Origin of the sequence: Lactobacillus gigeriorum DSM 23908 = CRBIP 24.85 (assembly GCF_000296855.1) — a bacterium.
Lineage (GTDB): Bacteria > Bacillota > Bacilli > Lactobacillales > Lactobacillaceae > Lactobacillus > Lactobacillus gigeriorum.
This window is the reverse complement of sequence record NZ_CAKC01000048.1, coordinates 1-22,123: the sequence shown is the minus strand read 5'-3', so window position 1 is coordinate 22,123 and position 22,123 is coordinate 1. Positions and strand designations below refer to the sequence as shown.

At 36.2% G+C, this 22,123-nt stretch carries 21 protein-coding genes; 17 read left to right on the top strand and 4 right to left on the bottom strand.

The genetic code is table 11. The features are described from left to right. Positions 1-30 precede the first annotated feature (30 nt). Positions 31-903 carry an RluA family pseudouridine synthase gene (locus tag BN52_RS05015; protein ID WP_008473222.1) on the bottom strand — a complete coding sequence of 291 codons (873 nt, stop codon included), beginning with the start codon at positions 901-903 and terminating at the stop codon, positions 31-33. 95 nt (positions 904-998) lie between these two features. Here BN52_RS05015 and BN52_RS05010 point away from each other — a divergent pair, with 95 nt between their 5' ends. Genes BN52_RS05010 through BN52_RS04990 form a run of 5 tightly spaced genes read left to right on the top strand, consistent with a single transcriptional unit; the run spans position 999 to position 8,057 of the window. After that, a complete protein-coding gene (locus BN52_RS05010; RefSeq protein WP_008473221.1) occupies positions 999-3,062 on the top strand; it encodes a PBP1A family penicillin-binding protein in 2,064 nt (687 codons plus the stop codon). Between the two features lie 17 nt (positions 3,063-3,079). Further along, the gene (locus tag BN52_RS05005) at positions 3,080-3,430 is read left to right on the top strand and encodes a YlbF/YmcA family competence regulator (RefSeq protein WP_008473220.1); all 351 of its coding nucleotides are present in this window, start codon (positions 3,080-3,082) and stop codon (positions 3,428-3,430) included. Between the two features lie 5 nt (positions 3,431-3,435). Beyond that, positions 3,436-4,671 carry a metallophosphoesterase family protein gene (locus BN52_RS05000; protein ID WP_008473218.1) on the top strand — a complete coding sequence of 412 codons (1,236 nt, stop codon included), beginning with the start codon at positions 3,436-3,438 and terminating at the stop codon, positions 4,669-4,671. Then, positions 4,652-7,111 carry an ATP-binding protein gene (locus BN52_RS04995; RefSeq protein WP_008473217.1) on the top strand — a complete coding sequence of 820 codons (2,460 nt, stop codon included), beginning with the start codon at positions 4,652-4,654 and terminating at the stop codon, positions 7,109-7,111. The genes BN52_RS05000 and BN52_RS04995 overlap by 20 nt, the downstream gene beginning before the upstream one ends. Then, positions 7,104-8,057, top strand: coding sequence for a 3'-5' exoribonuclease YhaM family protein (locus BN52_RS04990; RefSeq protein ID WP_008473216.1), 954 nt, complete (start codon positions 7,104-7,106; stop codon positions 8,055-8,057). Before BN52_RS04995 ends, BN52_RS04990 begins: the two co-directional genes overlap by 8 nt. A gap of 68 nt (positions 8,058-8,125) precedes the next feature. Here BN52_RS04990 and BN52_RS04985 read toward each other — a convergent pair whose 3' ends face one another. From BN52_RS04985 to BN52_RS04975, 3 genes are all read right to left on the bottom strand, one after another. Continuing rightward, the gene (locus tag BN52_RS04985; protein ID WP_008473215.1) at positions 8,126-9,028 is read right to left on the bottom strand and encodes a peptidylprolyl isomerase PrsA; all 903 of its coding nucleotides are present in this window, start codon (positions 9,026-9,028) and stop codon (positions 8,126-8,128) included. A 110-nt stretch (positions 9,029-9,138) separates the two neighbouring features. Beyond that, complete coding sequence (locus tag BN52_RS04980; protein ID WP_008473214.1) at positions 9,139-9,468, bottom strand: hypothetical protein; 330 nt, start codon at positions 9,466-9,468, stop codon at positions 9,139-9,141. A 9-nt stretch (positions 9,469-9,477) separates the two neighbouring features. Continuing rightward, a complete protein-coding gene (locus BN52_RS04975; protein WP_008473212.1) occupies positions 9,478-9,909 on the bottom strand; it encodes an HIT family protein in 432 nt (143 codons plus the stop codon). 168 nt (positions 9,910-10,077) lie between these two features. Between BN52_RS04975 and BN52_RS04970 the strand changes: the two genes are divergently transcribed. From BN52_RS04970 to dnaI, 12 genes are all read left to right on the top strand, one after another. Continuing rightward, complete coding sequence (locus tag BN52_RS04970; protein ID WP_008473211.1) at positions 10,078-10,818, top strand: ABC transporter ATP-binding protein; 741 nt, start codon at positions 10,078-10,080, stop codon at positions 10,816-10,818. Next, positions 10,811-11,983, top strand: a complete 1,173-nt coding sequence (locus BN52_RS04965; RefSeq protein ID WP_008473210.1) for an ABC transporter permease — start codon at positions 10,811-10,813, stop codon at positions 11,981-11,983. Before BN52_RS04970 ends, BN52_RS04965 begins: the two co-directional genes overlap by 8 nt. 15 nt (positions 11,984-11,998) lie before the next feature. After that, a complete protein-coding gene (trmB, locus tag BN52_RS04960; RefSeq protein ID WP_008473209.1) occupies positions 11,999-12,664 on the top strand; it encodes a tRNA (guanosine(46)-N7)-methyltransferase TrmB in 666 nt (221 codons plus the stop codon). Between the two features lie 60 nt (positions 12,665-12,724). Continuing rightward, positions 12,725-13,045, top strand: coding sequence for a thioredoxin family protein (locus BN52_RS04955; RefSeq protein WP_008473208.1), 321 nt, complete (start codon positions 12,725-12,727; stop codon positions 13,043-13,045). 19 nt (positions 13,046-13,064) lie between these two features. Next, a complete protein-coding gene (gene ytpR, locus BN52_RS04950) occupies positions 13,065-13,712 on the top strand; it encodes a YtpR family tRNA-binding protein (protein WP_008473207.1) in 648 nt (215 codons plus the stop codon). Positions 13,713-13,802: 90 nt separating this feature from the next. After that, a complete protein-coding gene (gene murC, locus BN52_RS04945; RefSeq protein ID WP_008473206.1) occupies positions 13,803-15,110 on the top strand; it encodes a UDP-N-acetylmuramate--L-alanine ligase in 1,308 nt (435 codons plus the stop codon). 109 nt (positions 15,111-15,219) lie between these two features. Beyond that, positions 15,220-17,877, top strand: coding sequence for a DNA polymerase I (polA, locus tag BN52_RS04940; protein WP_008473204.1), 2,658 nt, complete (start codon positions 15,220-15,222; stop codon positions 17,875-17,877). 8 nt (positions 17,878-17,885) lie between these two features. Continuing rightward, entirely contained in the window at positions 17,886-18,710 is an 825-nt protein-coding gene (gene mutM, locus BN52_RS04935) for a DNA-formamidopyrimidine glycosylase (protein ID WP_008473203.1), read from the top strand. A gap of 2 nt (positions 18,711-18,712) precedes the next feature. Beyond that, the gene (gene coaE / locus BN52_RS04930) at positions 18,713-19,315 is read left to right on the top strand and encodes a dephospho-CoA kinase (RefSeq protein ID WP_040473409.1); all 603 of its coding nucleotides are present in this window, start codon (positions 18,713-18,715) and stop codon (positions 19,313-19,315) included. Between the two features lie 3 nt (positions 19,316-19,318). Continuing rightward, positions 19,319-19,789, top strand: coding sequence for a transcriptional regulator NrdR (gene nrdR, locus BN52_RS04925; RefSeq protein ID WP_008473201.1), 471 nt, complete (start codon positions 19,319-19,321; stop codon positions 19,787-19,789). After that, the gene (locus tag BN52_RS04920) at positions 19,789-21,129 is read left to right on the top strand and encodes a DnaD domain protein (RefSeq protein WP_008473200.1); all 1,341 of its coding nucleotides are present in this window, start codon (positions 19,789-19,791) and stop codon (positions 21,127-21,129) included. The genes nrdR and BN52_RS04920 overlap by 1 nt, the downstream gene beginning before the upstream one ends. 10 nt (positions 21,130-21,139) lie before the next feature. After that, entirely contained in the window at positions 21,140-22,042 is a 903-nt protein-coding gene (dnaI, locus tag BN52_RS04915) for a primosomal protein DnaI (RefSeq protein WP_040473408.1), read from the top strand. Positions 22,043-22,123: the final 81 nt, after the last annotated feature.

Here is a 22,123-nt window from a genome sequence, read left to right as displayed (position 1 = left end):
AATTGAAATAGGCTAGACAAAACGTCTAGCCTATTTTTTGTTAACCTGATCAAGTCGTTGACTTTTTGGTAGAGCTACCTTGAGCTTTTTGAAAGTAAATGGCTTAGTTAAGGAAATTTGATAAGCTTGTAGTTGAAGCTCTTCTCCTTCACGAAACTCTTGATTGTATAATGGATCACCAATAATTGGACAGCCGATAGCAGCTAAGTGAACACGAATTTGGTGAGTTCGACCAGTTTCCAAGCTCAACTTTATTAAAGCTTGCGTAGCATCTTTTTGAAGTACTTGATAATGCGTTATTGCTTTGAGGCCATCCGGAGCAATACAACGTTTGCGCTGATCTGTCGGATCTTGAGCAATAGGAAATGAGATTGTACCTTTAGAGAGCAATTTATGGGGATTAGCAACAATTGCTAAGTAATCACGCTTAAAATTCTTAGTTATCAATTGTCGATTCAAACTGGGAACAACAGCCGGATTCTTTGCTACTAAGAGTAATCCTCTAGTTAACATATCTAAGCGATGGACAATAAATGGACTAGCGTTTAAATACGTAGCGCAATCATTCAAAGCAGTATCTGTTTCAAAAAGGTTAGGATGAGTTTTTTGGCCAGGCTTTTTATTTATAATTAATAGATCGCTATCTTCATAAATGATGTCAGGAAGTGAACCACTAGCCGGATATTGCTGTTGGTGACTCTCAATAAAATTTAGTTTGAGCTGAATTGAATCGCCCGGGAAAACCACTTCATTGAAGTTGCGATATTTGCCATTGATTGTAACTGACTTGTTAATTCGCAATAGGTGACGCCACTTTCGAGGAACTAAAAGTTGTTGTAGTAATTCACTAACGGAAATAGGTTGATAATTATTTGGATATATTAATGTGTATGTATAGTTCATATTTTTATATTTTTCCTAAATTGTGTCAAAAAAAAGAAGTATAGCCACTTTCTATGCTAGAATACATATTGTCTTAATTTAAGAGGATGTGTTTTATGCCTAATTTACGACGAAATGTAGACAAACAAATTGAAAATAATAGCGGTTGGTGGAAAAAATTCGATCGCCGATATTTTGTTGGTAGATGGATCATAATTTTTATCCTGGGATTAGTTTTAGCAACCTGTACATATTATACAGTTAAAGTTAAAACTTCCAACATTTCAAATTTGAAGGCTGCCTTATCGACGACCACGAAAATATATGATTATGAAGGTAAGGAAGCTGGAACGTTATATTCACAAAAGGGAACATTTGTAAAATATAAGCAAATCTCGCCTAATATCAAAAATGCGGTTATTGCAACGGAAGACCGAACGTTTTGGACTAATCCGGGATTCAGCGTCAAAGGTATGGCTCGTGCTGCTTTAGGTTTAGTAATTAATCACGGTCAAATCTCGGGCGGGGGCTCGACTTTAACGCAGCAGCTTGCCAAGAATTCTTTGTTAACGCAACAGCAGACTTTTTCTAGAAAATTAGAAGAGCTTTTTTTTGCGATTGAGATTAATCACGTGTATTCGAAAAAAGATATTCTAACCATGTATCTTAATAATGCATATTTCGGTAATGGTGTTTGGGGTGTTCAAGATGCCAGTCGCAAATATTTTGGTAAAAATGCGAGTGATGTAACCTTAGGTGAAGCTGCTACTTTAGCAGCGATGTTACGTAATCCAAGTCAATATAATCCTATTGATCATATGTCTTACGCTTTATCAAGACGCAATTTAGTTTTGCAATTGATGGCCGATACTGGCAAAATAACTCGAGCACAAGCAAAAAATGAGGCTAGATTAGGATTAACTCTTAACGATACTTTTGAAAACAAAGATGGTTATCGTTACCCTTACTTCTTTGATGCGGTGATTAATGAAGCCATTAATCGTTATGGCTTAAAAGAGGAAGACGTAATGAATAAGGGCTTACGCATTTATACTACTTTGAATCAAAATTACCAACAGGTCTTACAGTCTAATTTCAATCAAAGTTGGTTATTTCCAGCTAATGCAGCTGATGGGACTATCGTTCAAGGCGCAAGCGTTGCGATGGATCCTAAAACTGGTGCTGTTCGAGCTGTAATAGGTGGTCGAGGAAACCATGTCTTCCGCGGTTATAATCGAGCCACACAAATGAGACGACAACCCGGTTCAACTATGAAACCATTGGCAGTTTATACCCCTGCTTTGCAAAATGGCTACCATTACGATTCACAGCTATCAAATAAGCTACAAAAATTTGGTAAAAATAATTATGAACCGCATAACGTTGATAATGCTTATTCAGATAATATTCCAATGTATCAAGCCTTAGCTCAAAGTAAAAATGTTCCTGCTGTATGGTTACTAGATAAAATTGGTATTAGCAAAGGTGTTCAGTCAGTCCAAAATTTTGGTATCAATGTAGCTAAGAAAGATCAAAATTTGGCACTGGCATTGGGAGGTGTTTCAACAGGAGTATCGCCATTACAAATGGCAAGGGCGTATTCAGCATTTGCAAATAAAGGATTTTTACCTAATAGTTCATATTTTATTACTAAAATTACTGATGCCAGTGGTAGAGTATTAGCGCAAAATAATAATACGGGCAATCACCGAATCATTTCCGAAAATACTGCTAAAGAAATGACATCGATGTTGTTAGGCGTGTTTACCAATGGGACGGCGCAATCAGCTCAACCTACAGGTTATCGAGTTGCTGGGAAAACTGGATCAACTGAGGTTTCGTATGGGTTCGGTACTAAAGACCAGTGGATCGTAGGATATACGCCAGATGTCGTACTTTCAACTTGGGTTGGATTTGATCGTACTAACGCTCAACATTATATGCATGGGATTTCAGAAACAGGAATTACCAGTTTATACAAAGCAGAAATGGAAGGAATTTTGCCTTATACTGCTAAAACTGAATTTACTGAGCAATCGCCAAATCAAATACTGAACCAAAATGGTGCTGATAAAGATTGGACCAATGGCTTAGGTAAAAAAATCGAAAAAGGTATCGGTAATGCGGGTGAAATTATCAGTGAATGGTATAATGATATCAAAGGCCTTTTTGGCAATTAAAAGAAAGGAACCGTTTTATGGTAAATATTTACGATTCAGCTAATCAATTAGCGGAAGATATGAGACAAACAGATCAATTTAAGGCTTTAGAAACAGCGTTGGCTGCTATTAAAGCAGATGAAAAGAGCGCAAGCTTGTTTAAGCAGATGGATGAAATCCAAGCTAAAATTATGACTAGCCAACAAAATGGTCAACCTTTGTCTAAAGAAGATCAAGATGCTTATACTAAATTAAGTCAAGAAGTACAGAATGATGATAACATTAGTAAGTTATTGGCTGCTGAACAAGGTTTGTATCAATTGATCGATGATGTTCAAAAGACTTTTACTAAGCCAATTAATGATCTTTACCAAGATCTTAGAAAATAGGAAAAATGAAATTTATTCATTTGGCTGATGCACATTTAGATAGTCCGTTTCATGGACTATCTTTTTTGCCATCTAAAGCATTTAATAGAATTTATCAAGCTGCTGATCAATCATTAGCCCATATTATTGATTTAGCGATAGCTGAAAAAGTTGATTTAGTATTGATTGCTGGGGATACTTTTGATAGCAATCACCCAAGTCCAAGAAGCCAGCTGTTTTTTAAAACGCAAATTGAAAGATTGATTGCACAAAAGATTCAAGTAGTGATGATTTTTGGAAATCATGATCATATGGATCGATCCGAACTGTTAATTCCCGATAGTCCTTATTTTAAGTTGCTAGGTAATCGAGAGATTATTGAACGTGCTACATTTGTGACTGAAACAGGTTTTAATTATGATGTAGTTGGGTTTTCTTATTTTAATAACCATATTACTAGCAACAAACTAGTTGATTTTCCTAGCAAAAGCTCAAATTATACTTTTGGTTTGATGCATGCACAAATGAAAGCCAGCGAAGCTAGTCAAAATGTATATGCACCATATGAATTAAATGACCTTGTAAGGTTGAATTATGATTATTTTGCTCTAGGACACATTCATAAACGGTCAGTATTAAGTGATAAACCATGGGCGGTCTATCCGGGCAATATTCAAGGTCGCCACGTTAATGAACTTTTGGAAAAGGGATGTTATCTTGGTGAAATTGATGAAACATCGGGAAAAACCAAACTCAATTTTGTTGAAACGGCGCCTATTTTATGGCAACAAGATGCCATTACATTAATCAAACCATTAAGCAAAGCAGATTTGCAAACTAATATTATTCAAACATTGAATAATACAAATACAACTAATAAAAAGACAGTTTTTTATAGTCTAAAAATTATTGGAGCTGAGTGGTTGTCAGCTGAAGAAACCGAATTAGTGACAGATAGCACTTTTTGGCAAAGTTTCAGTGGTAGTTTGATAGCAGATTCACAATTAGTTGATGTTCGTTTGGAAAGTGGCAAAGATACTATAGAGCTTGATGAAACAAGCAAAGAATTTTTCTCTGAAGCCCTTAAGCAAGTATTTGATGATAAGAAAATTCAACAAATATTGAAAACTTGGGCTAAAAAATCCAAATTAACAGAGACTTTATCAGGTGATGAGAACTTTTTAGAAGAAGTTAAAGCATTAACTCAAGTAAAGCTACTACATGAGTTGGAAGGGATAAAAGATGAAGCTACGGAAGATTAAGATCGTTAACTTCGGTAAATTCTCAAATCAAGAATTTGATTTAGCTACTGATCAACTTGCCGTCTTCTTTGGTGAAAATGAGGCTGGTAAAAGTACTTTAGTAGCGTTTATCAAACAAATTTTGTTTGGCTTTTACCTGAAAAATAACAGCTCAAGCTTTTTTGAAGATTATGCTCCTTTAGCCAATCTTTCACCGATGGGTGGAAGTTTATTCTTTGAAAATGAAGCTGGTCAGACTTACGAATTAGAACGGTTGTGGGCTAAGGGAAATAAGACAAAACGTGGAATTCTGACTGTTAGAATAGATGGACAAGAAGTACCGGAAGCCACATTTTATGATCAGATTAGCAATATTGATGGGAATTTTTACGCAGATAGTTTTATTTACAATTTAACCACGTTAAGTCAAATTTCTAATTTGAAGCAAAAGGATCTGTTGGAAAGAATCTACTTTTTGGGAATGTCACAAAGTAATCAGTTGCTTGCTTTACGTGATGGTTTTTCAAAAGAAGCGCAAAATTTATTTAAACCTACTGGCAAAAAACCGATAGTCAATCAGGACTTGAATGCAGTTACCGAAGCTGAGGAAGAGCTTGAAACCACTAAAAGCGAGTATCTTGCTTATCAAACAAATGAACAAGCTTTAATGGCTAAAAATAAAGAAGTAGAGTCTCAAGAAACACAGATTGCTAAATTGCGGTATAAGCTAAATGATTTGCATAAATTGCAAGAACAAAGTGAGAATTATAAGCGCTTACAAACTTTGCAAGCGCAAATAAAACCATTGAAATTTGATCAAGATCAATATCAAGAAGCACAAAGATTAAGCCAACAACAGCAAAATCTAGTGTTGATGTCGAAGAATCTACAGCAACAACAAGGAGCTGTGAAAAAGGTAGACGAAGATTGGCTAAAACAAGCGCAAGAATGCGAAAATCAGCAATCTGAGAGCTTTTACTGGCAAACACAGTTACAACTTGCTGAGCAAAAATCAATGCGACTAACGCAAGAAATTCAGCAAATGGAAGCATTGAACGATGATTTGGCGCAGATAAGTCAATTGAATTCTGATCAAATCAAACAAATGCAAGCTGAGAAGCGCGCATATCAGGAAGTTAGGGATCAGGCAGCAAAGAATAAGGTCAACTATTCATGGATGGTTATTCCGTTAATGCTGATCGGATGGTTAATTTTCCAATTTAAATTGTTGGGATTAGCTATATCGATAACAATTCTTGCTTTTGTCTGGTGGATGCAAAAATATTTTTCACAGCAAGCAGGGAAGCAGCAAGAACAAAAATTAGCTTCTTTGAGGGAGCAATTCAATCATAAGTATCAATTAGAAATTGAAAAAGTTGAGGTGGATCAGGTTGCTTCTCAGTTGGCACAATATCAAGCTAAAAAAGCGGAATTAGTTGCAAACGAACAGGAGTTAGCAGCTGATCATGAAAAAATCGCTGCATACTTGCAAAAATTGCAAATGTTACTGGGGTATCAAGTAACCGATCTTCATTCGGGATATAGCGATTTAAAAGCTAAATTGACGGATGCTAAAGACCAAACTGAAAAGTTGCGACAGACACAACAAAACTTAGATTTAAACCAAACTGAGCTGAGTAAGATCGAAATGCAATTACAGGTTTTACTAACCAAAGCTCAGGTCTCTAATATGACTGATTATGATAATTTATATCAAGCAGCGCTTGAACAGACATCTTTGCAAACACAAATTGATGCTTTGAAGTCTAGTTTAGGAGAAAACTTGGAAAGATTGTCACAAATGCCTGATTTTACACTTTTGAATGATAAGGCTCAAGAATGTCAAGCTGAGTTATCCAAATTAATATCAGAATTATCAAGCACAAAAGCTGAGGTGGCTGAACTTCGAGTTAGACAAGAAAATATTGCTAATTCAGAAAAAGTCTTTATGGCTAAGCAAAATCTTGCTAATCGAGAAAATCAGTTGATCAAATCGAGTCAGGAATATTTGGCTAATCTATTAGCTGCGTCAATTGTTGACCGTGCCTTAGAATTAGCTTCTAATGAGCGGTTTCCAAAGATGGTGGCCTACGCCAAGAAATATTTTAAGCTATTGACTGGCGGACGTTATACAGATATTATCTTGGACAATAAATTGCAAGTAGTTCGGTTAGATGGTAAAAAGCTAAAAGTGCCGTTTTTATCAAGAGGAACAGCGGAGCAATTATACTTTGCCCTAAAATTAGCATTTGTCGAACAAGTCTCTGATCAGATCAATTTACCAATTCTGATTGATGACTCATTTGTAAATTTTGACGAACAAAGAATTGGCTATATTGAACAATTAGTCAATAAAATTAGTGAGCATAACCAAGTACTGATTTTTACTGCGCAAAAGAGTTTAGTTTCGCAGTTAAAGCAAAAACCGGTGATCTTAATGAAAGGATCCGAAAATGCTTAAGCATTTAAATGATTATAATGATGGTGAAGAAATAAACACGGTGGCAATGATCGATACTTCGCAATTACGACGCGACAAAAATAATCGCTTTTTTTTGAATTTGCAATTTAGCGATCGTTCAGGAAAAATTAGCGGAATTTATTGGCAGGCTAGTGAAGAAGATCAACTGAAATATAGTGCTGGTTCGATTGTAGAGCTTAATGGTAAAAGAATAACTTATCAAGGGCACCCCCAGGTTAAGGTTTATGCTATGCGGGTGGTGTCTGACAATGATGGTTATGATTTGGCAGAATTTGTAACTAGTGCTCCACAGAATGGCAATAGCTTGCGAGAAGATATTGAGCAATATTTATTTGAAATTGTTAATCCAACATGGAATCGAATAGTTCGATACTTGTTAAAAAAATATAATCAAGAATTCTTTGATTTCCCTGCAGGAAAAAGCAATCATCATGCGGTAAGAGGAGGATTAGCATTTCACACCTTAACGATGCTTAAAGTTGCCAAAAGTTTGACCGATATCTATCCTCAAACAAACATTTCTTTACTTTTTGCAGGATGTATCTTGCATGATATGGGGAAAGTAATTGAGTTATCTGGTCCAGTTGCTACGAGATATACACCAGCAGGTAATTTAATCGGACATCTTGTTTTGATTGACGAACAAATTATGTTAGCTGCTAAAGAGTTGCAATTATCACTGGATTCCGAGGACGTGCTCTTATTGCGCCATATGGTGTTGAGTCATCATGGAAAGCTTGAATATGGTTCACCCAAATTACCACAATTATTGGAAGCAGAACTATTACATCGAATAGATGATTTAGATGCGAGCGTTTATGCGATCACTCAGGCTCTAAACGAAACTAAGCCCGGTACTTTCACCAATCCATTAATGAGCCAAGAAGGACGTCGGTTCTATCGTCCTAATAGCGCCTCTAAATAGCCTTACTTATGTAGATACAAAAAAAGACGAAGCTTCATTTCGAAACTTCGCCTTTTTAACTAAATCAACTATTTTGTAGCACTAGTAGTTGAAACGTATGATGCTAAAACATTCTTCAAGTCTTTATCCTTGATAGAAACGTCAGCCTTCTTAAGAACAGTTGCAATAACTGATCTCATGGTTTCTTGATCTTGTGACATAGTTGCATAGATTTGATCATCGATTTCCTTCTTGTGTGAAGCAAATGTACCCTTTGCAGGGTGATTGATCATCTTAATTACATGGTAACCAGATTGTGACTTAACTGGAGTAGAAGTAATTTCACCAGTCTTAAGTTTGAAGGCAGCATTCTTGAAAGCTGAATCTAAAGTGGTATCAGTTGAATCGAATGCAGGTAACTTACCTTCTTTATTCTTGGTTGCAGTATCTAATGAATACTTTTTAGCAAGAGACTTAAAGCTTGCGCCGTCCTTAAGTTCCTTGATGATCTTTTCAGCAGTTGACTTCTTAGAAACCAAAATGTGTTGAACTGTAACTTTAGGTTCATAACTCTTCCAAGCCTTTTGTTCTTGCTTCTTGGTTACTTTCTTAACATCCTTTAAAGCAGCTTCTGATAACAAACTGGTCTTAAGGTTTTGCTTGAAAGTTGAGGTTGTCATACCGTTTTGTTGCAAAACAGCACTAAATTGTGAACCATATTGTTTTTTGTATTTATTGTATTGCTTATCAATCTTCTTTTGCGAAACTTTGTTACCGTATTGTTGTTCCAAAGCACGATTGATGATCAAGTTAGCAAGAGTCGATTGACCTGCTTGTGACTTCTTCATTTCATCGTAGTATTCTTGTTGGGTGATTTTTCCACCCTTGTATGAAGCAACAGTACTATCGCTACCTTTTGAACAAGCAACAGCTGATAAAGCAATTCCTGCTACTGCGATTACGGCAGCAGCTTTTTTCCAATAACTAATCATAAATATAAAATCTCCACATCCTTAGTAAATAAGTAACTGTCAACTAATATAACATAAAATCACGTTTAAATACGCAAAAATCCAATTATTCACAAAAATTTCAAACTTTCTTAGCTATTTTCAAGCTGTGAATGTTCTTCGAGCTTTTTTGCTTGATTTTCAATTTGATCTAACGTTCTGCTAGTATGATCTTGATATTGCTCAAGTTCAGTTGAAATATCATCTAATGCTCTTGCTGCAGTTGGTAAATGTTTCTCGAATTCCGTACGAGCATTTTGCAACTTGTGCAAACTAGTTGAGAATTCTTTTGCATCAGCTTTAAAACTAGCTATTTCTTTTTTTAATGGAGCCCCGATTCGCTTACCTTGTTCATCTTTTATAAATGATAATCCTAGTCCAGCGATTCCACCAAGTAAAAGTCCTAATCCAAAATTTTTCATAACGATCACCTAAAATTGCGCTTTGATCTTATCAGCAACTGCTTGGTATTTGGCTTCATCATATTCAGCGGCATTATTGCGTGCAATAATTTGTAAGCCATCGCCTTCAAAACGAGGAACGAAGTGAATGTGTGAGTGCATTACCATTTGGCTAGCGGCTTTTCCATTGTTAACCAAAATATTCATTGCTGTGTCTTCTGGAAAAGCAACCCGAATAGCCTTAGCCACCTGAGGAATATATTGCAAATACCGTTTAGCGTCCTCGTTGCTATAGTCAAATAAGTTTTCTAAGTGTTTCTTCGGTACTAGTAAAGTGTGACCTGGATTTGCTTGAGAAATATCAAGAAAAGCTACGACGTCGTCGTTTTCAAAAACAGTGTAACTTGGTACTTCCTTTCGAATGATCTTGCAGAAAAGACAGTCATCGATTAAATTTTCCATATAAAAATACCTCATTTCTTGTATAATGCCTTCATTCTAATGCTACCATGAAACGGCTTTTTTGCAGTAATATTACGATTATTTTTTCAAAAAAATCCATAGTTCAATTATTGCTTTGAAACATGATATTATAAAGATGTATAACTTTTTAACAGAAAGATGACGCAGATGACTTTAAAAATCGAAAACTTAACAGGGGGATACACTGGTGTTCCCGTGATAAAGAATATCAATTTAGAAATTAAACCCGGAGAAGCACTGGGATTGATCGGTTTGAATGGGGCAGGTAAGTCAACTACAATTAAGCACATTTTAGGATTGCTTCGCCCACAAAAGGGAACCGTTAAGATTAATGATATTGATTTGAGACAACAACCTTTAAAATTTAAGCGTCAAGTTTCATATATTCCTGAGACGCCGGTTTTATATCCAGAGTTAACTTTAAAAGAGCATATTGAACTTACAATCCTTAGCTATGGTCTAGAAGCAGATAGTGCATGGAAAAGAGCCCATGAGTTGCTTAAAATGTTTCGCTTGGATAATAAGCTTGATTGGTTGCCAATTCACTTTTCTAAAGGTATGAAACAAAAAGTAATGATCGTATCAGCATTTTTAGCTGACAGCAGTCTATTGATTATTGATGAACCATTTACTGGTTTAGATCCGTTAGCAGTGGCTAATTTAATTCAATTGATTAGGGATGCTACTAAAGCAGGTAAGATGGTATTGATGACAACTCACGTCTTGGCTGATGCACAACAAGCAATTTCTAATTATGCTGTTTTGAATAATGGCACGATTGAGACTATTGGGAGTTTGGCTGATATTAGACAACATTATGGCTTGCAGCCTGATGATTCGTTCGATAAGTTATACCAAATTTTAAATCAGGTGACGCTTCATGAGTGAGTTAGCAAAGAAACGTTTAGTAAAAAATACCCGTCAAAGCATCAAGTACTTGACTTTAGTTTTTAATGATTTCTTTGTGCTAGCTTTGATTTTCTTGTTTGGTGCCTTGATGTTTTGGTATGCACAAGCATTAAAGCAAATTCCAGCTAAAGCTTGGTTTTATCGTCCTGTTTTAGCAGTTGCTTTGTGGCTACCTTTATTAGCGGGAAGATTAGTGACGTTGTTTAAAAAAGCTGACATTCAATTCTTATATCCACAGGATGGAGAAAAAATTGATGACTATCTAAAGCCAATGTTTCACTATAGTTTATTGCTACCAACGATCTTACTAGGGTTAATGGCAGGAATATTGTATCCATTTGCCAACGTAAAAATTGGGCTTTTGCCTTATCAATATCTTTTGCTTTTGCTAGCAGCCTGGGCGTTAAAGTTGATTGAATTGAAGTGGGAAAAATATAGTCTGAATTTTAAAGCTTATTTCTCTAGAGAAGTTATGTGGGGAGGAGCTTTACTTTTGCTACTAGCTTCTACTTATTTCCCATGGTTAGGAATTATTTGCTTGGCGATAGCAATCGCTACTCCAAGCAAGATTACAGCATTTGATTGGTATCATGACGTTGAAAAAGAAGAGGCTCGTAAGGATCGAGTGTACGGTCTTTTTAGTATGTTTACCGATGTGGCAGAAAAACAAATTGTAATCAAACGTCGTGGCTATTTTGACTTTTTATTGCCAAAACAATTAACCAAAGAGACGCCTAATCTTTATTTGTACAGAAGATCGTTGTTAAGAAATCCAGAATATTTGAATTTAGTAGTAAGAATGACAGCTTTTGGTATACTAATTTCCTGGTTAGTAGCAGAATGGAAATGGGCTTTGGGTCTGTCTGCACTGGTCAGTTTTTTGACAGTATATCAACTATTACCGCTTGCCAAGGAATTTGATCAAAATATCATGTATCGGATTATGCCAATCGATCAGACAAAGAGAGCAGGAGAATTAGTCCAAGTTTTAGCATTGGTATTGGAAATACAGTGGTTGGTTATTAGTCTAACGTGGTTGCTAGTTTTACCGTTAAACACTGAGTTATTCATTGCCATAGTGGGCCTATTAACAATCAGTCAATTGTTAGCCAGAGTCTATTTACCAATAAAAGTGAAGCAGTAAGATGGAGGAAAAATTATGAGACTTAGAAATAAACCCTGGGCGGTAAAATTAGTAAATGAACATCCGGAGAGTGTGATTCAAGATCCTGATCCAAGTAAAGTAATCGATTGGTCAGAACGCTTTGCGGATATTTCAAGACCGTTAGAAATCGAAGTTGGATCAGGGAAAGGACGCTTTATCACTACATTAGCTGAACGTTATCCGGAAAAGAATTTTGTTGCGCTTGAATTGCAAACTACGGCTGCTGGAATTATTCTACGGACAAAATTAGAAAAGAAGTTGGATAACTTGCAGATTATGCGTGCAGATGCTGCGGATATTGATGCCTTCTTTGCAGTTAATAGTGCTGATAAGATTTATTTAAACTTTTCTGATCCATGGCCAAAATCACGTCATGAAAAGCGCCGTCTAACATATAAGAGTTTTTTGCAGAAGTATCAGACAGTGTTGAAAGATAATGGCTTGCTAGAGTTTAAGACTGACAATTCTGGCTTGTTTGCATATTCTTTAAAGAGCTTAAACAATTTTGGGATGCAGTTTGATTTCGTCAGTGTTGACTTACATCATGAGGCTGATGAGATTGTGGAGCAAAATATTGAAACTGAATATGAACATAAGTTTGCATCAAAGGGTAATCCCATTTATGCATTGCATGCAAAGTTTCAAACAAAAGACTTGTAATTTTGGAATAAACTGATTACAATACTTATAAAAAGTAAGTGAAAATCGAGAGGTATGACAATGGAACAAATTAAAGAATTAACCGATGAAAAATTGGCTAACATTACCCAAAATGGTCGTGTAGTTGTAGAATTCTCAGCAGATTGGTGCCCAGATTGCCGTTTCTTAGAACCATTCATGCCAGCAATTGAACAAGATTTTGCTGATGCTAAGTTCTACAATGTAGATCGCGATGAATCAATTGATATTGCCAAGAAATTAAATATTATGGGAATTCCTTCATTTGTTGTCTACCAAGATGGCCAAGAAATTGGTAGACTAGTAAATAAGGATCGTAAAACTAAAAAGGAAGTTGAAGACTTTTTACGGTCACTTGACTAGTTAAGAAGGGATTTTATTGATGATCACAAGTATTAATAAAGAAGCTTACCCAAACACTTTGATTGTAATTCTTGATCAAGGCGAAGGTCGTAGTTCATTTGAAGAAAAAGATGGAGTTACAAGAGTAACTGATGAAAGTGGTAAATTGATTGGCTTCAATTTTTTCGACGTTGACCAATTACTTGATTATGACAAGTTGCCTAATGGTCAAGTCAAGCTTTCTGAAGCTGAATTGGCAAGCTTGAATAAGAAATTGGCTGATGAAGGTTTCTCTGATGTTTTAGCATACGGCAAGCCTACTTTGGTTTACGGCTATGTAAAGACTTGTGAAGCTCATCCAGATTCAGACCATTTACATGTGACTACTGTTGAAGTAGGTGAAGGTGAAACTCATCAAATTGTTTGCGGTGCACCTAACATTGCTCAAGGTCAAAAAGTTGTAGTTGCTTTGCCAGGTACATTGATGCCAAATGGTGCTCAAATTTGGCCTGGTGAATTAAGAGGCGTAGATTCATATGGCATGATCTGTTCTGCTCGTGAATTAGGCTTACCTCATGCACCACAAAAGCGTGGTATCATGGTGGTACCTGATGATTTTGAAGTTGGTGCTGAATTTGAACCAACCAAGTGCGATGAATTATTGGCTAGTGGTGTAATTTCACTCTAGTTTTTTGAAAAGTCCCAATTCGGGGCTTTTTTTTCGTCTAAAAATGTTAAAATGATAGTCGAGTATTTTGACAAGTTTTGGAGAAAAGTTATGTTAGATAAAACAAAAGAAATTTGGTTCATTGGTATTAAAGGAACAGGTATGGCTTCTTTAGCTTTAATTTTGCATGATTTGGGCTATCGTGTTGCAGGAAGCGATATTGAAAAGTTTACTTTTACCCAAGTTCCGCTTGAAAAAAATGGTATTAGCGTAAAGCCTTTCGCAGCAGAAAATATTAAGGCTGATCAAATCGTTGTTAAGGGAAATGCGTTTAAATCAGATAATGTTGAAGTAAAGGCTTGTGAAGAAAAGGGAATTTCTTGGCAATCATACCCTGATACAGTTCAAGAAGTAATTGCGATGCATACTTCGATTGGTGTTTCCGGTACTCATGGTAAGACCTCTACTACTGGACTTCTTGCTAAAGTTATGACTGAAGCTGCTCCTACGTCTTATTTAATTGGAGATGGTGAAGGCAAAGGAATCGCTGATTCACGTTTCTTCGTCTATGAAGCTGATGAATATCGTCGTCACTTTTTGGCATATCACCCAGATTACCAAATTATGACCAATATTGACTTTGATCACCCTGATTATTTTAAAGATCAGGCAGATTACACCTTAGCTTTTCAAACGGCTGCTGAACAGACTAAGAAGGCGCTTTTTGTATGGGGAGACGATCCTCGACTAGCATCATTAAGGGTGACTATTCCTAAGTATACATACGGCTTTAATGATACTGATGATTTCCAAGCAGTTGAAGTTGAAAAAACGGTTAACGGTGCTAGCTTCAATGTAGTTGCCCATGGTCAAGACCTTGGTCGTTTTGAGATCCACTTATTTGGTGATCACAATATTTTGAATTCGCTGGCTGTCATTGGGGTGGCAACTACCGAAAATGTTGCTCTCGATGATATTAGAAAAGGTTTATTAGCATATCGCGGAGCTAAGCGTCGGTTTAGCGAAAAAGATTTTGGTGATATTGCAGTAATTGACGACTATGCTCACCATCCAACTGAAATGCGAGCAACGATTCAAGCTGCAAGACAAAAGTTCCCGGATAAGAAATTGGTAGTGGTTTTCCAACCTCATACTTACTCAAGAACTAAAAAGTATCAAGCTGATTTTGAAGAAATTTTAAGTGGCGTTGATAAAGCTTATGTAACTCCAATATACGCATCTGCTAGAGAGTCAAATGGTGATATCTCCAGTGAAGATCTAATTGCTCATATTCCTGGTGCAGAAGTCATTGATCTTGATAATATTGCCGATTTAACCCAAAATCGTGATAGTGTAATCGTATTTATGGGTGCTGGTGATATTCCTAAATATGAAGATGCTTTTGAAAAACTATTGTAAGAAAAAATTATAGGCTAATTGCCTAGTCCTAGTCGTTAAAACTGTTAAAATAGTTAAGTATGAATAGACTATTTTGACAGTTTTTTATGTTAGAAAGGAAAATTATCCAGTGGCTGATAAAAAATTACTTTTAATTGATGGGAACTCTATAACTTTTAGAGCTTTTTATGCCTTGTATCGACAACTTGATAATTTTGTAAGTCCTGAAGGATTACATACTAACGCCATCTATACTTTTAAAAATATGCTGGATTCGATTCTTAAGCAGTTAGAACCTACCAACATATTAGTTGCGTTTGATGCTGGCAAGGTTACTTTTAGAACTAAAATGTATAAAGAGTACAAGGGTGGTCGGCAAAAAACCCCTAATGAGTTGATTGAACAATTGCCTTTTGTACGGGAAATGTTGACAGATCTGGGAATTACTAGTTATGAATTGGATCAATATGAGGCTGATGACATTATTGGAACCATGGCTAAAAAGGGTGAAGAAGCTGGTTATGAGGTAGCAATTGTAACTGGAGATAAGGACTTAACCCAATTAGCATCAGCAAAAACGACAGTATACATCACTAAAGTAGGTGTAGGAGAACTAGAAGCTTATACTCCTGAGCACATGGAAGAAGTCAATGGTGTTACTCCAACAGAATTTATTGATATGAAGGCTTTAATGGGTGATAACTCCGATAACTATCCTGGAGTAACTGGTGTTGGACCTAAGACTGCTTCGAAGTTAATCCAGGAATATGGCTCTGTTGAGGGAATCTATGACCATCTTGATGATATTACTGCTAAAAAATTGAAACAGAATTTAATCAATGATCGTGATCAGGCTTTTTTAGCTAAAAAATTAGCTACAATCAATCGTGAATCTCCTGTTGAAGTGTCGCTTGCGGATACTGAAATTCAAGCAGTTGATAATGAAAAATTGCGCACTTTTTACGAACGGCTTGGTTTTAAGAGCTTTTTGAAAGAGTTGGGTGCAGACAATATTGGTGAGAAAGTAGAAGACAAGAATTATGAGTATTCTGAACTTACGCAAGCAAATTTATCGGAACTTACAAGCCAAAAGTCCGAAACTCTTTCCTTCCATCTTGAAATGTTAGGTGATAATTATCACTTAGCTCAATTTGTTGGTTTTGCCCTCAAATTTGCGGATGAACTGTATGTAAGTGATGATGTTACCCTGTTACAACAAGCCCCACTTAAAGCTTGGCTTGAAGATGCAGCGATCGAAAAATCGGTATTTGATCTTAAAAGAACTTTTGTAGGATTGCATCGATTAGGTATTGAAGCCACAGGATTATCGTATGATATGCTTTTAGCATCATATCTTGTAAATAACGAAAATAATTCTAATGACTTAGGTGAAATTGCTCATCTTTATCAAGATTATTCAGTTGATACTGATCTTGACGTTTATGGAAAAGGAAAAAAACAAGCAGTTCCAGCAACACCGTTGTTGTTTCAACATTTAGCAGCCAAAGTTTCTGTGATTGAAAAACTGAAGGGCCATCTGCTTGAATTGTTAAAAGACCATGAACAAGATGGCCTATATGACGAAGTCGAAATCCCAACGGCAAAGGTCTTAGCACAGATGGAAATTACTGGGGTTAAGGTATTGCCAAGTACCTTATTGGAATTGGAAAACGAATTTGCAACTCGTTTGGTTGAAATGGAAGCCGATATTTATCGTGAGGCTGGAGAACGTTTCAATCTTAATTCACCTAAGCAACTTGGCCATATTTTATTTGAAAAACTAGGCTTGCCACCATTGAAAAAGACTAAAACCGGATATTCAACTTCAGTTGAAGTCCTTGAACAGTTAAGATCCCAAAGTCCGATTGTCGACCAGGTACTAAATTATCGACAAATTTCTAAGATTCAATCAACTTATGTAAAAGGATTACTTGATGTAATTCAACCGGATGGGCGAATTCATACTAGATATTTACAAACGTTAACTGCAACTGGTAGATTGTCATCCGTTGATCCTAACTTACAAAATATTCCAACTCGAACTGAAGAAGGAAAACAAATTCGTAAAGCTTTTGTACCAACTGATCCAGAGGGTTATATCTTTTCCTGCGATTATTCGCAGGTTGAACTTAGAGTATTAGCGCACGTGTCTGGCGATGAAAATATGCAGGAAGCTTTCAAGACTGGTTACGATATTCACTCGCATACAGCTATGAAAATTTTTCATCTGGATTCACCTGATCAGGTAACGCCGTTAATGCGTCGACATGCTAAAGCAGTTAACTTTGGAATTGTATATGGTATTTCTGACTATGGGTTATCGAAGAATTTAGGAATTACTCGTAAACAAGCCAAGGAGTTTATTGAAAATTATTTTGAGCAGTATCCACAGATTAAGCAATATATGGATGATGCAATTAAAATGGCTCGTGAGAATGGATATGCAGAAACTTTGATGCATCGCCGTCGCTACTTGCCAGATATTCATGCCAAAAACTTCACGGTACGTTCTTTTGCAGAAAGAACTGCTATTAATTCACCAATTCAAGGATCAGCAGCTGATATTATCAAGGTTGCAATGATTAATATGCAAAAGAAATTAGTTGAACTAAAATTAAAATCAAAAATGATCCTTCAAGTTCATGACGAACTGATTTTTGATGTTCCTAAGGATGAATTAGAAATTATGAAGAGAATCGTGCCCGAAGTAATGCAAGATGCTATTACGTTAGATGTTCCGTTAATTGCTGATTCTGGTTGGGGACATAATTGGTATGATGCAAAGTAGGTGATTGAATGCCAGAAATGCCAGAAGTTGAAACGGTTAGAAGAACGTTAACTCCGTTGATTGTTGGTAAGACAATTGAAAAAGTGAAGCTGTGGTACCCTAAGATAATTGCTTCTGATCCTAAAGCTTTTCAAACTAACTTAATCGGACAAAAGATTGTTGCAGTTGATCGTTATGCAAAATTTTTGCTAATAAGATTGAGTAAAGAGCAAACAATCGTTTCACATCTGAGAATGGAAGGAAAATATCGTTTAACAACTCCAGAAATGCCCAAAGACAAGCATGATCATGTCCAGTTTACTTTTACTGATGGAACAGCTTTGCGCTATAACGATGTGCGAAAGTTCGGACGAATGGAATTAGTTGAGACGGGCACAGAAAAAACGACGACAGGAATTGCAAAATTGGGATCTGAGCCTAATTCCGTTGATTTCAGTGTAGCTAAGTTTTATCAAGCACTGCAGCGTAAACATAAAAATATTAAGAGCACTTTACTTGATCAGACAGTTGTTGCTGGCTTAGGTAATATTTATGTTGATGAAACGTTATGGCAAAGCAAAATTCATCCTTTAACGCCAGCTAATAAGCTAAGTAAGGCCAGAGTTAAAATGTTGCATGATAATATCAATCAAACTATTACTCTTGCAATTGCTAAAAAAGGGACTACGGTTCATACCTACCTTGATGCTAACGGTGATTCTGGTCATTACCAAGAATTGCTTCAGGTATATGGGCATGCTGGGGAGCCATGTCAACGCTGTGGAACGACATTGGAAAAAATTAAAGTCAATGGAAGAGGGACAACATTTTGTCCTAGATGTCAGAGGTTATAGCAATGACAATAGTTTTGGGATTAACAGGCGGAATTGCTACCGGTAAAAGTACGGCTGATCAGTATTTTAGAAGAAAAGGAATTCCTGTTATTGATGCCGATCAAATTTCGCATGATATCATTGATATTGGTAAACCAGCGTGGGAAAAAATTCGTGCTCATTTTGGACCGAAATTTTTAAATGAGGATCAATCAATTAATCGACGCAAACTAGGTCAATTTGTTTTTCAAAATGCTAATGAATTAAAAGTATTAAACAATATTACACATCCGTTGATTCATGAAGAAATAATTCAGCAGATTGCAGTAGCTAAGCGAAAAGGTGTCGATTTGATTGTTCTAGATGTACCAGTTTTATTTGAAACCAACGGTGATCTAGATTGTGATCAAACTTTGGTGATTTCTTTACCCCCACAATTACAATTGGAACGTCTGATTGAACGAAACCATTATTCAATAGAAGAGGCAAAAGCAAGAATAGCAAGCCAAATGCCATTAAGAGATAAAGAGGCAAGGGCTACCTATGTTATAGAAAATACTGGTACAATAAAAGAACTAGAGGAAAAACTAACTAAAGTTTTAAATAAGATAAAAGTAGAGGGTTAAATTATGGAATGTCCTAACTGTCATGAAAATTCGTCTAGGGTTATTGACTCGCGTCCTAGCGATGAAAACCGTGCAATTAGACGTAGAAGAGAATGTGAAAATTGTGGCTATCGTTTTACAACATTTGAAAGAGTAGAGAAAGCACCATTGTTGGTAATTAAAAATGATGGTACGAGAGAGCCATTTAGTCGTGAAAAGATTCTTCATGGGGTAATGGCAGCTGGCCAAAAGCGTCCAATTTCAAGTGCTCAGTTTGAACAGTTAGTCGATCAGGTCGAAAATGATGTCAGAAAGCAGGGCGTTAGTGAAATTTCATCAAAGAAGATTGGTGAATTTGTTATGCATCATTTAGCCGATGTTGATGATGTGGCCTACATTAGATTTGCCTCAATTTATCGTGAGTTTAAAGATATGTCTAGCTTTATGAAGACTATGGAAGATATGATGGCAAAACGAGAGAAGGGCAATAATTAATGTTTGAGACAGCTGATCCCAAGCAGAAATTTTTCGTAGCTAATGGCATAAAGATCTATCCAGATAGTCTTCAAATTTTAACACGACTATATCAGCCATTAATTGGTGCCGTTGGTGTTAGTTTGTATCAGACTTTGATTTACAATTACAATCCCCAAATGATCCTATCTGACAGTCGAGGCCTTTATTTCTTGCAAGAACAAATGGATTGTAGCTTGAAAGCAATTTTTAATTCATTGCATAAATTAGAGGCTGTGGGATTGGTAAAGACTAGCTTGATTGAAAATGAAGTAAGTAAAATCATTGTTTTTGAGCTACTAAAAGTTCCAACGGCGAAAGAGTTCTTTGCTACGTCATTGTTAACCAGTTTATTACGTGAAAAAGTGGGACAGAGCGCTTTTGCAGAATTGAGCAATTTTTTTGCTTCAAAGGCTAAAATGCATAAGAAAATGATTCAAACAGGGCAAGATATTTCGGCTTCCTTTTTCGATGTCTTTCGATTGCCGGATGCAGAAGCAATTACTCCGTCTGCTGAAGTTCAAGCAGCAGCTGCTGCTAATCAAGTTGCTGATGTTGGCCCTGCTCAAATAAATGAAAAGACTAATATCGATTGGGATTTTATGCGTGATCGTTTGCGTGCATATCAAATTTCTCCTTCTGAAGTTGATCATAAAAAAGCTGAAATTATTAGTTTGATGCAAATTTATGGCTTAAATGAACAAGAATTTATCGATGAGGCACTGCCAACCTTCCATGGTTCGAGCGAACTTAATTTGCGGGAAATAAGTCGTGTAATTGCGGAAAATTATCGGAGTGTACAAAAGCGCAAAGAAGTTAAACAAAAACTGGCTCAAAATCGTAAGCAACCAGTAACAGTGAAGTTATCAGATCAGCACCAAGCAATTTTACTTGAAGCCAAAAGAAAAACGCCAGCTGAATTCCTCTATTATTTAAAAACGCGTAAAGGTGGGTTTACTACGGCAAGTGAAAATCGAGTTCTAAATAATTTAGTAAATCGGGGGTTGCCAGTAGATCTAATCAATGTGTTAGCTTATGTATGTTTAGAATATGATACGGTGTTAACTGCCAGCTTAGCTGAAAAGATCGCAAACGATTGGTTACAGAATAATATTGCCACACCTGAACAAGCTTTGGCATATGTAGAAAGTCGTTCCAAGCGTCCAAGTCGGCCAAATTACACTCGTTCGCATGGGCGAAGAAAAGAAAATGCAACTGATTGGTCTAAAAATCAGCCAAGGGTTGATCCCAATGTTGATCTTAATAGCTTAAATGCATTGTTCAATGATTTGGATGATCAAAATAATTCTCAAGGAAAGTAGGTGAATGGGGATGCAATCAATTGGTGAAGTGATTAATAAAATCGTGAAGAAACGGAAATTAGGAGATTTTGAACAGCTCAAAACAACAATGCTAAAAAATCCACAAATTCACGCTTTTATTGATACGCATAAAACCGAACTGTCGCAAGCGATGATTGATAATAGTCTGTCTAATTTGTATGAATATTATGTCCAATTGACAGAACCGGATAAGGTGATGGTTGGTTATCGTCCTGAATTATTTATTAATGGTAAGGTTATTGATGTCCGCTATCGTCCAACTGAAGAAAAAATACTTTCTGATCAGCAACTAGCAAGTAGACGAAATTTACGGTTGCTTGATTTACCTGAGCGCTTGCGCCAAGTCAAGTTAGCAGATCTTGAAAAAAGTCAGGATCGACAACAAGCTTTACTTGAGATTGGAAATTTTCTGAAAAATTATACACAGAATCATCAAAAAGGTTTATATCTATCGGGTGATTTTGGTGTAGGCAAGACTTTTATGCTAGCAGCAGTAGCAAATTATTTAGCTAATCACGGTGCCAAGGTCATTTTTTTGCATGTACCTACTTTTGTTGCTAGTTTAGGTCAACATATCAATGACAATACATTAGGTGCAGAACTTGATCGTTTGGCTAAATGTGATATCTTGATTTTAGACGATATTGGTGCTGAAACATTGAGTCAATGGTCTAGGGATGATGTTTTAGGAGTAGTTCTACAAGGTAGAATGGATAACAACTTAACTACGTTCTTTTCTTCAAATTTTGCAATGGATCAATTAGAGCAACATTTTGCTGAAACTAAAAATGCTAGCGATCCAGTTAAAGCTGCAAGAATTATGCAGAGAGTAAGGTTTTTGGCTAAGGAAATCGTTGTTGGTGGACCAAATAAAAGAAATTTTGCTAATTAGCCTGTCAATAACTTAGGATAATGTCCTAAAATTTGTTAATTATTAGCGGAGATTTTTCTCCGCTATTTTTTTATGTATATT